The following is a 13218-nucleotide window of genomic DNA, read 5'->3' as shown; positions in this document are numbered from 1 at the left end:
GATGAAAGCCTATATTCTCAAGAAGCTGCTCGCATTGCCGCTGATCCTGATCGGCGTGTCGCTGCTCATCTTCATCGCCATCCGCGCGCTTCCCGGCGATCCGGCCCGCATGATGGCCGGCCCCGAAGCCACGCAGGAGGCGGTCGATAATATGCGCGCCCGCCTGGGGCTCGATCGCAGCATTGCCGAACAATATGGTTCGTTCGCCTATGGCGCCGTCAGGGGCGATCTCGGCATGTCCCTCAAGTCGAAGCTGCCTGTCGTCGATGAAATCGCCGAGAGGATGCCCTTTACGCTGGGTCTTGCTATCACCGCCTATCTGCTGGCGATTGCGATCGGCGTGCCGGCCGGCATGATCGGCGCGATCTACCGGCATGGCTGGCCGGACCAGGCCGTGATGTTGCTTGCCATCGCCGGCGCTTCCATTGCCAATTTCTGGCTGGCGCTGATGGCGATGAACACGTTCTCCGTCAGCCTCGGTTGGTTGCCGCTTCTTGGCGCCACCTCGTGGAAGAGCTTCATCCTGCCGTCGATCACACTCGCGGTGCTGCCGATGGCTGTCATCGCCCGCATGACGCGCTCCAGCATGATCGAAGTGCTGGCACAGGATTATATCCGCACGGCGCGAGCCAAGGGTGTGGCACCCAGCTCGATCTACTGGAGCCATGCGCTGCGAAACGCGCTGATCCCGATCGTCACTATCGTGGGGCTGAATTTCGGCAGTCTGATCGGCGGCGCCGTCGTCACCGAATCGGTCTTCAACTGGCCTGGCATCGGCCGCTTGCTCGTCGATTCGGTGCGCTATCGCGACTATCCGGTCATCCAGGGTGTGACGCTCGTCGCTGTCACGGGTGTCGTCGTCATGAATTTCCTGGCGGAAATGGCGATCGCCGCGCTCAACCCGAAGATAAGGTTCGACTGATGGCAATGAGCGAAGCGGAAAAGGTTTCGACCGGCAACAGCGGCTTGCGCCGCGCCTTGCGCTGGCTTGCGACGCATAAGGGCATCACCATCGGCGGCGGGTTTATCGGCATCATTGTGCTGATGGCGATCTTTGCGCCACTCATCACCTCGGCCGATCCTTATTCGCAGGATCTGCTTTCGACCATGCTGGAACCATCCTGGGAACATCCCTTCGGCACCGACGATAACGGCCGGGACATTTTCGCCCGCGTGCTCTACGGCGCTCGCATTTCGCTGCTGGAGGTCATTCTCAGCGTCGGGCTTGCCATCATGGTCGGCGTGCCGCTTGGCATTGTCTCGGGCATGACGGGGCGCTATGTCGACCAGGCAATCATGTGGTGCATGGATATTCTCTTCGCCTTTCCGGGCATCGTACTCGCGATCCTGATCGTCAGCGTGCTCGGCACCAGTCTCGTCAACCTGCTGATCGCCATCGCGATCTTCTCGGTCCCAGTCTACGCGCGGCTCAGCCGCAACCTGACGCTCGGCCTCAAGGCGATGGATTATGTGGAGGCGGCGATCTCGCTCGGCGTGTCGCGCCATCGAATCATGACGCATTACATCCTGCGCAACGCGATCGGCCCGATCATCGTGCAGTCGACGCTGACGGCAGGCACCGTCATCCTGTCGGCCGCAAGCCTGTCATTCCTCGGCCTCGGCGCGCAGCCGCCGCTACCAGAATGGGGTGCGATGATGAGCGACGGCCGCAACTATCTCGGTCTCAACATCTACATGTCGCTCTTTCCGGGTCTCGCGATCATGGTCACCGTGCTCGGCTTCAACATTCTCGGCGATGGCCTGCGCGATCTACTCGATCCGCGAAAATAGCAAATAAACGCAATGCGCAATGTGTTGCGCGGTAAGCAGGACCGATTGTCCAGGAGTCGAGCCTCGTTTGGAGCCCTGCCTGCGATGTATCACCATCGCCACGGAGAAGGCTGTGCTCATCCGTTCGCGCATCATTCTCCGTCGCCCGGCCCAGGAACCCTGCGCCAGATCCTGGCATTGCAAAATCGCTCGATGGAGAAAACAGATGAAAAAATCCTCGCTCTGTTGAAAAAGTTGGGCTTGGCGCATCCTCTCACACCCGGCGACCTAGACAGCGAGCAAGACTGGTCCACTTTGCTGTCACCACGCGAACAAAGGCTCGTTGCACTTGCAAGCGCGATTATCACAGCTCCATCCTATATTCTGCTGAGAAGGCCGATGCCGTCTTCGGCCACGAACTTCTGCCCGACATCGTCGGGCTCCTGGCGGAACGAGGGATTGCGTGCGTCAACTTCGCCGAACCGGGTGATCCACGCGCAGCCTATGATGCCGTTCTCGAATATCGTTCGGACGGCTCTTGGAAGTGGATCGACCAAAATCGGAAGGAGTGACTATTCCAGGGGCTGGGCGATACCTTGTTCATGATCGACTCGTCCTTCATCGAGCCATCGGATCAGAGCCGGTGGCGGAGGTTGAACAGCTGAGCTCGCGAGCGCCGTCACAACCAGCCGCCTGAAAATCCCGCTCGTCTCAATCCGATTACGATCGGCTCGCAGTTACGCATGATATTCCACAGCAAGGCGGTTCGGTAATTCTCGATCATCAGGACGACAGGCCCTTGGTCGATGCCGAAATGGTAGGGGCTGACCCACCATCCTTCATCCTTGTCTTCCATCGTATATGTCTGATTGAACGATGGTCTGAATCCATAGAGGCGCGTCATGCCAAGCTGCATTCGAGCAAAGTTTCGCACGGTTGGGACAACGATTTCCGGAGCGAATGGCAGCGAGGCGACCACGACCCACGGAGATACGGTTCCGTCATCCGGTCCATAGGGTGCGCCACGCGCAGCGTAGTCGAAGAATTCCCTGTCGATGCCGTCCACGTTTCGCTTTGTCCACCCGGGTCCATCACTTGCTGTAAAACCCCAGCAATGTTCGCCGTAGCCTTCGAAGTTCAGCGGATTGCGGATTGCATATTCCTGCTGAACGAAAGTGGCGTGTCGGCTGTTCCGGAAGTAGTCGCTGTCATGCTCGCGCATGAACGTGTCGCGAATTTCGCGAAAATCGATCCACATATGCGAAAGCTGATGCGTAAAGAGCGGGCCGGAATAGAGCAGTTCGCGACCAAAGATGTTTCGCCATTCGTAGCTCTCCGTATAGGCCCTGTAACTCTCGGGCGGCAGCGGGTGGCTGGGCGAGCCGAGTCCGAGAATGTAAAGAAGCAGACCTTCGTCATAGCCGCGCCACCGATAGGGAATAAATCCGTTTTCCGGCCGCCAGCCATGGGTGAGGGTAGCCCCGTTGTCACGCGCCCAATTCCAGTCCACGCGCTCATAGAGCGATTTGGCGAGTGCGCGAACCTTTGCCTCGTCTTCGGTGTCTGCGTCAAAATAGGCCGCGACGGTCAAAGCACCTGCGAACAGGAAGGCCGAGTCGATGGTTGACAACTCGCACTGCCAAACCCGTCGTCCTGTCTCAATGTCCAGGAAATGGTAGAAGAAGCCCTTGTAGCCGGACGCGTCAGGTTCCGGTCCCTGGTGGCAGGACATCAGGAATTCCAGTCGACGCCGGGCGATCTTGGCGGCAAACTCGCGAATGACGATGCCGCGCTCCACGACGACAGGAATGGTGGCAAGCGCCATGCCGACGGCAGCAATACTTGCCGGTGCGCCGGCCTGTGTCTTGTCCCGAACCAATCCGTTATCCGGATTCGTGCAATGCAGATAGTAGAGCAATGTCGTGAACTGAAGACGACCGAGATCCTCCTCCGTCGGCATTCGGTTCAGTTCGGGATCGGTGGACAGTAACTCCGACATGATAGGTTAACCGAGGAGATCAGATGGTTTCGTCGAGCATCTGGAGGCGGCCTCGATAGGACGCCTGCCGGCATGATCGTTTGCGCGCAACGCGTAGCCTAGGCATTGTCTCCCTCTGTGGAGGTCGCAGCCTTCGCTTTCTCCGCACTCTTGACGCCCCATGTCCAGCCGCTGATCTGCGGCATGTCATCACCGTGCGCTTCGATATATTGGCGATGCTCGATCAGCCTGCCGCGGATCGCCTGCTTGAAGTAGGCCGCGCGCGCGCCAAGTTGCGGCAGCCGATCGATCACGTCTTCTACGAGATGAAAGCGATCGAGCTGGTTCAGAACGACCATGTCGAACGGTGTCGTGGTTGTTCCTTCCTCCTTGTACCCTCGAACATGCAGATTCTTATGGTTGGTCCGTCGATAAGTCAGCCGGTGAATCAACCAGGGATATCCGTGGAACGCGAAGATGATCGGCTTGTCCTTTGTGAAAAGCGCATCGAAGTCAGGGTCCGAAAGCCCATGGGGATGTTCGCTTGAGGGCTGCAGCTTCATCAGATTGACTATATTGATGACCCGCACCTTCAATTGGGGGAGGTGTTCTCGGATCAGCTGGACGGCAGCGAGCGTTTCCAGAGTCGGCACATCGCCACAGCAGGCCATGACCACATCCGGTTCCGAGCCTCGGTCATTGCTGGCCCATTCCCAGATGCCGAGGCCTTCGGCACAGTGTTTGATGGCCTCATCCATAGTCAGCCATTGGGGCGCGGGCTGCTTGCCGGCCACAACCACATTCACATAGTTGCGGCTGCGCAGACAGTGGTCGGTAACGGATAGAAGTGTATTGGCGTCCGGCGGAAGATAGACCCGGATAACCTCCGCCTTCTTGTTGATCACATGGTCGATGAAGCCCGGATCCTGATGAGAAAACCCATTGTGATCCTGCCTCCAGACATGCGAACTCAGGAAGTAGTTCAGCGAGGCGATCGGTCGCCGCCAGGAAATGTGGTTACACACTTTCAGCCACTTGGCGTGCTGATTGAACATCGAGTCTATGATGTGAATGAACGCCTCGTAGCAGGAGAAGAAGCCGTGACGCCCGGTCAACAGATAGCCTTCAAGCCAGCCCTGGCATTGATGCTCGCTTAAGACCTCCATGATGCGGCCGTTAGGGGAAAGGTGGTCGTCCTCGGGATAGATCTCGGCCATATAGCAACGATCGGTGACCTCCAGCACGTCCTGCCAACGATTGGAATTGTTCTCGTCGGGGCTAAATAGCCGGAAGTTCTTGTTGCGAAGGTTCAGCTTCATCACGTCGCGCAGGAACTTGCCCATGACGCGAGCGGATTCTGCGGTCACCGATCCGGGCTTGGGCACCGAGACGGCATAATCGCGGAAATCCGGCATCTTCAGATCGCGTAATAACAAACCACCGTTTGCGTGCGGATTGTCGCTCATCCGGCGATGTCCCGTCGGTGCCAGGGCAGCCAATTCAGCCCGCAGCCTTCCGTCGCCGTCGAAAAGTTCTTCGGGTCTGTAGGTCTTCATCCAGTGTTGAAGCACCTTGATATGGTCCGGTTTGTCCATATCGCCCATCGGAACCTGGTGCGAGCGCCAATAGTCTTCGCATTTCTTGCCGTCGATTTCCGACGGGCAGGTCCAGCCCTTCGGTGTGCGGAAGACGATCATCGGCCAAGCCGGACGGGTAACATTCCCCTTGTCCCGCGCTTCCGCCCAGATCGTCTTGATCGTCGCGACGGCGGTGTCCATGGCTCCGGCAAGCTGCTGCTGCACCTGATCGGGCTCATGGCCTTCGACGAAGAGAGGCGCATATCCCATGCCCTCGAAAAACTTCTCCAACTCCTCCCTGGGAATACGGGCAAGGAAACAGGGATTGGCGATCTTGTAGCCATTGAGATGCAGGATCGGCAGAACGCATCCGTCGCGAGCGGGATTGAGAAACTTGTTGCCATGCCATCCCGTGGCGAGGGGGCCGGTTTCGGCTTCCCCGTCACCGACGACACAGGCGACGATCAGATCGGGATTGTCGAAGGCTGCGCCATAGGCGTGGCTGAGTGCATAGCCGAGCTCGCCACCTTCATGGATGCTCCCCGGTGTTTCGGGAGCGACGTGGCTCGGGATGCCGCCGGGAAAGCTGAACTGCTTGAAAAGCCGTTTCATGCCCTCCTCGTCCTGGCCAATATTCGGGTAGAATTCGCTGTAGGTTCCCTCCAGATAGGCATGTGCAACGAGCGACGGTCCACCGTGGCCGGGGCCGATTACATAAATCATGTTGAGATCGTCGCGCTTGATTACCCTGTTAAGGTGCACATAGAGCATGTTCAGGCCCGGCGAAGTTCCCCAATGGCCGAGCAGCCGCGGCTTGATGTGCGCGCGTGCGAGGGGTTTTTTGAGCAAGGGATTGTCGAGCAGGTAGATCTGCCCGACTGACAGATAGTTCGATGCGCGCCAGTAAGCATCCATCAGGCGGAGTTCCTCGGCTGAGAGCGTTGCTTTTCCATGCGACGCTACCGAGGCTGTTTTTTTCATCACTGCCGTGTCGGGCGAAACCATCTGAGTCTCCCAATCAAAATGACATTGCTGAATCTCATGAGGCCTTTTTCATGAAGGCCGGGGCAGTCTCATGTCGGCGCTGTGGCACTATTGAGGAGGAGATTCCGGGAAATGCTCCACCACGCCGTGGACACCGTTGACGCCCTCCGCCAGAATCCGCGCGGCCCTGCGGCAAGCCGCCGTTTCGACGTTGCCCCACAAATGCACGATCCCGTCAGCGACCGTGACGGACACGTCCAATCCTTCCAGGCCGGTATTTTCACCGAGCCGAACGAGAATGCTGCGGCGAATGGCTTCGTCTCCAGCTGCTGTGTCGTCTGGTTTTGCGGAGTAGATTACCTGCAGAAGGTCGGCGCGGCTGACGATGCCGACCAGTTTACCGTCCCGCAGAACCGGAATGCGCTTGATGCCATGGTCCTGCATGAGGCTGGCGACACGCGAAAGGGGGGCATCCTCGTCAATTGTTACAGGATCGGGCGTCATGACGTCACCCACTCTCCAGCCGCATCGCTTGACGAAGGCGTTCGCTCTATCATCGGCGCCAACCCCCATGTCCGCCTTCAGGACGAATGCGCCACTCGACAGTTCCGTTCGGCGGATCAGATCGCCCTCGCTGATGACGCCCAGCAAGCGCCCACCGTCGTCAACGACAGGAGCGCCGCTTATGTGCTGATCGGACATCAGCTTGGCTGCATGCCGAACGCTATGGTCAGGTGATAATCCGACGACCTTTGTCGTCATTACATCTTTGACCAGCATGTCGATATAACTCCGGCTATATCCTCTCAAGATACTACAGTTAGCTGTCGCTAATTTAAATCCATCATTGGGTTCGGCAACAAGCGTTCACCATGCGTCGTGAGGAGACAGAACGACGCGGACCCTGTCCGCCTGCGCAAGGTGTGGAAAAACCTAGCCAGATACCGCCGTCGTTTGCATTGAGTAGGATCAATCGGGGCCGAAAGTTGTGAAGGAAACCGTGACCGATGGTTTTATGAGGATCGATCTGCGGTGGTGGTGCAGCCGGAGCGTTGGGCAGGAAGGCACCCGAAGGATATCAGTCTGACTGAAAGCGGACGCTGTTAGCGAGATCGCGGGTACCGTCAGTATCCCATCAAAGGTGTGAAGTAGCCGATCGGCTACGTCAAAAGAGGCCTGAGAGCGTGGCCACACATGGAACCCAACATCTTCATTGATATGAGAAGGAAACTGGAGCGGGCGAAGGGATTCGAACCCTCGACCCCAACCTTGGCAAGGTTGTGCTCTACCCCTGAGCTACACCCGCTCAAATCCGCACCGGTCCGGGGTAGTAAGTAGCGGACCGTGGGCGCCACCTTGCGGCGACGGGCGCTATATCGCCCAAACGATTTTCAAATGCAACAGGGAAATGACGGAAAAACGAAGAAAAGTTCTAGCGGTGGAAAACCGGCTTCGGAAACGCCGCGAATGCAGGGCAAAGCGTCGGTCCTGAAGATTGCCAAGCTCATGAGGCAGACGTAAGCAGACAGTCCAATCTGCCTTTCTCCTGTCTGATGGAATGACGATGACCGAAAACAAGCCCAAGACTCGCCAGGATCTTCTCGCCTTTCTCGACGGCCTTGGCATTGTCCACAGCACCAAGGACCATGCGCCGGTCTTCACGGTGGCCGAATCGGTGGCGCTGCGGGATGAGATCCCGGGCGGGCATACCAAGAACCTGTTCGTGAAGGACAAGAAAGATCGTTATTTCCTGCTGACCGTGGAAGAAAATGCCGCCGTCGACCTCAAGCAGGTCCATACTCTTATCGGCGCTTCCGGCCGCGTCTCTTTCGGCAAACCCGAGAAGCTAATGGAATATCTTGGTGTCATTCCGGGCGCTGTCACCGCACTCGGCGCGATCAACGATGCCGGCAACAATGTCACCTTCGTGCTCGATGCGGATCTGATGCATGACGAGATCATCAACTGCCATCCGCTTTCCAACGATGCGACGACTTCGATCGTCAGCGCCGATCTGATACGATTCATGGAGGCGACTGGGCATAAGCCGCTTGTCTTGAAAGTGACGTCCTGACATACGATTTTAGCGCTATCAGAGAACGCCGGCAGATCGGCGCGGCGGGAGATACCTATGAGCGGCAGCGACAATCCTTATAACGGTTCCTTTGGCAACCAGATGTCGGCAACGGCAAGTTATGGCGCGGTACCTCAGCCTGCGGCGGGCGGCGGCTATATCAAGGACACGACGACGGCGAATTTCGCGAAGGACGTTCTCGAGGAATCACGCAACCAGCCGGTGCTGGTCGATTTCTGGGCGCCATGGTGTGGCCCGTGCAAGCAGCTGACGCCGGTCCTGGAAAAGGTTGTCAATGAGGGTCAAGGCCGCGTCAAGCTCGTCAAGATGAACATTGACGATCATCCCTCGATCGCCGGCCAGCTCGGCATCCAGTCCATTCCAGCCGTCATCGCATTCGTCAACGGCCGCCCGGCGGATGGCTTCATGGGCGCGGTGCCGGAAAGCCAGGTTCGTCAGTTCATCGATCGTCTTGCAGGTCCTGAGGGTGCGGATCAGGCTGCCGAAATCGAAGGTGCTCTGGCGCAGGCTGGCGAACTGCTTGCTGCCGGCAACATCAACGAAGCGGGTCAGCTTTATGGCGCGGTCATGCAGGCCGATCCGGAAAATGCCAAGGCGCTTGCCGGCATGGCCGAATGCCTGATCGCAGCCGACCAGCACGGTGAAGCCCGCCAGATGCTGAGCGAGCTGCCGGAAGAGCTTGGCAAGGATGCCGGCATCCAGGCGGTCCTGAAGAAGCTCGACCAGATCGAGGAAGCCCGCAAGCTCGGCGATCCCGTCGCCCTGGAGCGCGAGCTGGCATTGAACCCCGATCATCATGAAGCTCGCCTGAAACTAGCCAAGATCCTCAATGTCGAAGGCAAGCGCGAGGAGGCGGCCGAACACCTGCTCACCATCATGCGCAAGGATCGCGCCTTCGATGATGATGGTGCGCGTCGCCAGCTTCTGCAGTTCTTCGAGGTTTGGGGCTTCAAGGATCCGGCGACGGTTTCGGCCCGCCGCAAGCTTTCATCGATCCTGTTTTCCTGAGTTTGCCGCATCCGCCCTTGCGTTTTTACGCAAGGACACCACATTTCTCGTGAGGACGGGCGCCGCAGATGCGCGCGCCGAGAGAGCGCGGGACTAGTCTTCATGCAAGTCGGCAATGCGAGATATCTGAAGCCCGGCGATCTACCGGATGAGATTGCAGTTTTTCCTTTGACCGGTGCGCTTCTTCTACCTGCCGGGCAGCTGCCGCTCAATATCTTCGAACCGCGTTATCTTGCGATGTTCGATGCCGCACTGACTGGAAACCGTCTGATCGGCATGGTGCAGCCGGCACATGGCGAGCATGAAGACAAGACGCATGCCCCTGAGCTTGCGGCTGTCGGCTGCCTCGGCCGGATTACCTCTTATGCCGAAACCGGTGACGGGCGCTATATCGTCTCGCTCACGGGCGTGTGCCGCTTCCGGCTGCTGGAAGAGAGATCGCATGGCCAACCATTCCGCAGCTTTCGTATCGCGCCGTTCATATCAGATCTCTCCGCCGAGAACGAAGAAGATGCCGTTGACCGCAGTGCGCTGCTGACGGCTTTCAAGGCCTATCTTGATGCCAATAAGCTCGAGGCGGACTGGGAGAGCGTTGAGCGGGCGAGCAACCTTACCCTCGTCAATTCGCTGGCGATGATGTCGCCTTTCGGCCCGGCCGAAAAACAGGCGCTCCTCGAAGCGCCCGATCTCAAGACGAGGGCGGAAACCCTGATCGCCATCACCGAAATCGTGCTTGCCCGCGTTTTCGGCGATTCCGATACCGTGCTGCAGTAGAGGGCGCGATGGACGAAAAACTGAGCCGGGTCGATCCCAAACTTCTCGAACTTCTCGTCTGCCCGCTTACCAAGGGACGGCTTTCCTATGACCGAGAGCACAACGAGTTGGTCTCGGAAAAGGCGCGTCTTGCCTATCCGATCAGGGACGGCATTCCGATCATGCTCGTTTCGGAAGCGCGCACACTCGAAGACTGAGCTCTAAAGAGTTCCTTTGTTTTTACGCAATTCCGGACGCAAAACCGCAGCACACTTTTGCTGGAATTGCTCTCATTCAGATCGTTTCGCCCGACAGCAGCCGCGGATTGTCTCTGGCGGTCGTTCCAGCCGCCTGGCCGATGAAGAAGGATTTCAGGCCCGGCAGGCGATCGACGATGCCGAGGCCAAAGTCCCGGGCGATGCGGATCGGCGCCATGTCATTGGAAAACAGCCGGTTCAACACATCTGTCGTGACGCCCATGCGGAAGGTATCGAAGCGGCGCCAGCTCTGGTAGCGCTCCAGAATATTGATGGCGCCGATGTCGAGCCCAAGGCGATCGGCGTCCACGATGGTTTCGGCGAGGGCGGCCACATCCTTGAAGCCGAGATTGAGGCCCTGGCCGGAAATCGGATGGATGCCATGTGCGGCATCACCGGCAAGCGCAAAGCGCGGCGCGACGAAGGAGCGCGCGAGTGTGAGGCCGAGCGGGAAGGCGCGCTTGTCGCCAACCACCTTGAGAGCGCCGAGCTTGTGGCCGAAGCGGCGTTCAAGTTCCTCCTCGAAAACCAGATCGTCGGCGGTAACGAGACGGTTGGCGTCATTCGTTCGCTCGGTCCAGACTAGTGACGAGCGGTTGTTGCGCAGCGGCAGGATAGCGAAGGGGCCGGATGGCAGGAAATGTTCTTCGGCGCAGCCGTGGTGCGGGCGCTCGTGCTCGACGGTCGTGACGATGCCGGACTGACCGTAATCCCAGGTGACAGTCTTGATCCCTGCAAAATCGCGCAGTCTGGAGCGCACGCCATCGCAGGCAACCAGCAGGCGCGATTGCAGCGTGCTGCCGTCGGACAGGCTGATCTCGATATCGGTATCACCCGTCTTCAGGCCGGTGGCGCTCAAGCCATGGCGGATTTCGATGCCGAGCCGCTCGCAGGCGCCGCGCAGCGCGCCGACCATAACGACATTTGGGATCATGTGGGCAAACGGCCGGCCATCGGCGACTTCGCCGTCGAAGGTCAGGAAGATCGGGCGGACAGGATCGGACATCTTGGAATCGGTCACGATCATCTTGGTGATCGGCTGTGCCTCCGGCTCGATCTCGTTCCAGATGCCGAAGACTTCGAGCATCTTCGTCGCCGCAGCGATGATGGCGGAGGCGCGCATATCCTTTTGCCAGGCATGCTCGGGTGCTGCCTCGACGACGGCGATATTGAGATGCGGGGCGGCCTGCTTGACCGCCACGGCCACAGACAGGCCAACATAACCCCCACCTGCAACCAGCATGTCCAGCATCGTCCGCTCCTGTTACTTTTTACGACTAGATGCGATCTATATAGATCATCATATTACCACTTCCTACCGCCGGGAGCAGAACAAATGACGGAACAAACGGGTAAGCCTACCGCTATGGAAACATTGATTTCGACGCTCGATATCGAGCCGATCGAGGTCGATATTTTTCGCGGCCGCAGTCCGCAGGTCGGCTGGCAGCGTGTGTTCGGCGGGCAGGTGATCGCCCAGGCGCTGATGGCGGCGCAGCGCACTGTAGAAGGCGAGCGGTTCATTCACTCGCTGCACGCCTATTTCATGCGTCCCGGCGATCCCTCCGTGCCGATCATCTATCAGGTCGAGCGCATCCGGGACGGGTCGAGCTTCAACACACGCCGGGCCGTCGCGATCCAGCACGGCAAGGCGATCTTCGCGCTCTCGGCCTCGTTCCAGGTCGAGGAACCGGGCTTCGATCATCAGATCCCCATGCCGCCCGTGCCGATGCCGGAAACGCTGCTCGGCGAACAGCAGATCAAGGAGCAGTATCTCGCTCATGCTCCGGCGGCGGTGCGCAAATATTGGGAGCGCGAAAGGCCGATCGAAATCCGGCCCATCTCGCTCAAGCACTATTTTACGAGTGAGAAGCTCGAGCCGCGGCAGGATGTCTGGGTTCGTGCTACCGGTCCCGTGCCCGACAACAGGCTCTATCAGGCCGCCGTGCTTGCCTATCTCTCGGACATGACGCTGCTTGATGCATCGCTGCATGCCCACGGAACGTCCATTTTCGACCAGAACCTGCAGGTTGCAAGCCTCGACCATGCCATGTGGTTCCACCGTCCCGACAAGCTTGATGACTGGCTGCTCTATACGCAGGACAGTCCGTCGGCTTCGGGCGCTCGGGGATTGACTCGCGGTAGCCTTTTTACTCGATCCGGTGTCCTGATCGCGTCGGTGGCGCAGGAGGGTCTGATTCGGAAAAAGGCAAATGAATAAATAATGTGCATATTTATAAATTTGCGCATTATTTGTGCGCTTATTGGCCCATCATTTGCCTGTTTATTGGCGTCTTCAATTATAATCTTTATATTTCAATAACTTATAGACTGCCGCGAATCTGGCACGTCCTTTGAATGTCTATCGCCGGTCGCTGGTCAAGAAACCGTCAGCGGCAAGGAGAGTCGGCTCCGCGCCGAGGATAACGAAGGATGGGAAACCAGATGAAAATTGTGATGGCCATTATCAAGCCGTTCAAGCTCGATGAGGTCCGCGAAGCCCTCACGGCGATCGGCATTCAGGGCCTGACTGTGACCGAAGTGAAGGGCTACGGTCGCCAGAAGGGGCACACTGAAATCTATCGCGGCACTGAATATGCGGTCAGCTTCCTGCCGAAGCTCAAGATCGAAATCGCGGTCGCATCCGAAATCGTCGACAAGGCGGTAGAGGCCATCGCAGCATCTGCCAAGACCGGCCAGATCGGTGACGGCAAAATCTTCGTCTACTCGATCGACCATGCCGTGCGCATCCGTACGGGCGAGACCGATTCAGAAGCGCTGTAAAAAGAACGGCAG

12 protein-coding genes and 1 tRNA gene are annotated in these 13218 nt (G+C 58.4%); 8 read left to right on the top strand and 5 right to left on the bottom strand.

Features of this window, described 5'->3' with window-relative positions; all coding sequences use genetic code 11:
• The first annotated feature begins 1 nt into the window (after nt 1).
• Nucleotides 2–922: an ABC transporter permease gene (locus J2X71_RS22690; RefSeq protein WP_113319798.1), complete on the top strand. Its 921-nt coding sequence runs from the start codon at nt 2–4 to the stop codon at nt 920–922.
• On the top strand, nt 922–1791 hold the full coding sequence (locus J2X71_RS22685; RefSeq protein WP_310385130.1) for an ABC transporter permease: 870 nt from the start codon (nt 922–924) through the stop codon (nt 1789–1791). Before J2X71_RS22690 ends, J2X71_RS22685 begins: the two co-directional genes overlap by 1 nt.
• A gap of 658 nt (nt 1792–2449) precedes the next feature.
• Here the strand turns inward: J2X71_RS22685 and J2X71_RS22680 are convergent.
• From J2X71_RS22680 to J2X71_RS22665, 4 genes are all read right to left on the bottom strand, one after another.
• The gene (locus J2X71_RS22680; protein WP_310385128.1) at nt 2450–3769 is read right to left on the bottom strand and encodes a glucoamylase family protein; all 1320 of its coding nucleotides are present in this window, start codon (nt 3767–3769) and stop codon (nt 2450–2452) included.
• A 98-nt stretch (nt 3770–3867) separates the two neighbouring features.
• Nucleotides 3868–6330 carry a phosphoketolase gene (locus J2X71_RS22675; protein ID WP_405049740.1) on the bottom strand — a complete coding sequence of 821 codons (2463 nt, stop codon included), beginning with the start codon at nt 6328–6330 and terminating at the stop codon, nt 3868–3870.
• Nucleotides 6331–6417: 87 nt separating this feature from the next.
• Nucleotides 6418–7089, bottom strand: a complete 672-nt coding sequence (locus tag J2X71_RS22670; RefSeq protein WP_310385127.1) for a CBS domain-containing protein — start codon at nt 7087–7089, stop codon at nt 6418–6420.
• A gap of 451 nt (nt 7090–7540) precedes the next feature.
• Nucleotides 7541–7615: transfer RNA gene (locus tag J2X71_RS22665), tRNA-Gly, on the bottom strand.
• A 258-nt stretch (nt 7616–7873) separates the two neighbouring features.
• Between J2X71_RS22665 and J2X71_RS22660 the strand changes: the two genes are divergently transcribed.
• From J2X71_RS22660 to J2X71_RS22645, 4 genes are all read left to right on the top strand, one after another.
• Entirely contained in the window at nt 7874–8383 is a 510-nt protein-coding gene (locus J2X71_RS22660) for a prolyl-tRNA synthetase associated domain-containing protein (RefSeq protein ID WP_310385125.1), read from the top strand.
• A gap of 57 nt (nt 8384–8440) precedes the next feature.
• Nucleotides 8441–9412: a thioredoxin gene (gene trxA / locus J2X71_RS22655; protein ID WP_310385123.1), complete on the top strand. Its 972-nt coding sequence runs from the start codon at nt 8441–8443 to the stop codon at nt 9410–9412.
• Nucleotides 9413–9514: 102 nt separating this feature from the next.
• A complete protein-coding gene (locus J2X71_RS22650) occupies nt 9515–10186 on the top strand; it encodes an LON peptidase substrate-binding domain-containing protein (protein ID WP_007814604.1) in 672 nt (223 codons plus the stop codon).
• Between the two features lie 8 nt (nt 10187–10194).
• Nucleotides 10195–10383, top strand: coding sequence for a Trm112 family protein (locus J2X71_RS22645; protein ID WP_007814601.1), 189 nt, complete (start codon nt 10195–10197; stop codon nt 10381–10383).
• Between the two features lie 76 nt (nt 10384–10459).
• Here J2X71_RS22645 and J2X71_RS22640 read toward each other — a convergent pair whose 3' ends face one another.
• Entirely contained in the window at nt 10460–11674 is a 1215-nt protein-coding gene (locus J2X71_RS22640) for a ubiquinone biosynthesis hydroxylase (RefSeq protein WP_310385120.1), read from the bottom strand.
• Between the two features lie 84 nt (nt 11675–11758).
• On the opposite strand from J2X71_RS22640, the gene tesB reads away from it, so the two are divergent.
• Together tesB and J2X71_RS22630 are read left to right on the top strand one after the other, a co-directional pair.
• Complete coding sequence (gene tesB / locus J2X71_RS22635; RefSeq protein WP_310385118.1) at nt 11759–12643, top strand: acyl-CoA thioesterase II; 885 nt, start codon at nt 11759–11761, stop codon at nt 12641–12643.
• Between the two features lie 212 nt (nt 12644–12855).
• The gene (locus J2X71_RS22630; RefSeq protein WP_007814595.1) at nt 12856–13206 is read left to right on the top strand and encodes a P-II family nitrogen regulator; all 351 of its coding nucleotides are present in this window, start codon (nt 12856–12858) and stop codon (nt 13204–13206) included.
• Nucleotides 13207–13218: the final 12 nt, after the last annotated feature.

The organism is Rhizobium sp. 1399 (genome assembly GCF_031455475.1).
GTDB lineage: Bacteria > Pseudomonadota > Alphaproteobacteria > Rhizobiales > Rhizobiaceae > Rhizobium.
The sequence above is the reverse complement of the archived record's forward strand: the minus strand, read 5'-3'. Positions and strand labels throughout refer to the sequence as shown.

Coding starts and splice junctions, on each gene's coding strand:
- J2X71_RS22640 (WP_310385120.1), bottom strand. CDS start 11,674: ATGCTGGACATGCTGGTTGCAGGTGGGGGTTATGTTGGCCTGTCTGTG.
- J2X71_RS22630 (WP_007814595.1), top strand. CDS start 12,856: ATGGGAAACCAGATGAAAATTGTGATGGCCATTATCAAGCCGTTCAAG.
- J2X71_RS22690 (WP_113319798.1), top strand. CDS start 2: ATGAAAGCCTATATTCTCAAGAAGCTGCTCGCATTGCCGCTGATCCTG.
- J2X71_RS22650 (WP_007814604.1), top strand. CDS start 9,515: ATGCAAGTCGGCAATGCGAGATATCTGAAGCCCGGCGATCTACCGGAT.
- J2X71_RS22645 (WP_007814601.1), top strand. CDS start 10,195: ATGGACGAAAAACTGAGCCGGGTCGATCCCAAACTTCTCGAACTTCTC.
- J2X71_RS22670 (WP_310385127.1), bottom strand. CDS start 7,089: ATGCTGGTCAAAGATGTAATGACGACAAAGGTCGTCGGATTATCACCT.
- tesB (WP_310385118.1), top strand. CDS start 11,759: ATGACGGAACAAACGGGTAAGCCTACCGCTATGGAAACATTGATTTCG.
- J2X71_RS22680 (WP_310385128.1), bottom strand. CDS start 3,769: ATGTCGGAGTTACTGTCCACCGATCCCGAACTGAACCGAATGCCGACG.
- J2X71_RS22660 (WP_310385125.1), top strand. CDS start 7,874: ATGACCGAAAACAAGCCCAAGACTCGCCAGGATCTTCTCGCCTTTCTC.
- trxA (WP_310385123.1), top strand. CDS start 8,441: ATGAGCGGCAGCGACAATCCTTATAACGGTTCCTTTGGCAACCAGATG.
- J2X71_RS22675 (WP_405049740.1), bottom strand. CDS start 6,330: ATGGTTTCGCCCGACACGGCAGTGATGAAAAAAACAGCCTCGGTAGCG.
- J2X71_RS22685 (WP_310385130.1), top strand. CDS start 922: ATGGCAATGAGCGAAGCGGAAAAGGTTTCGACCGGCAACAGCGGCTTG.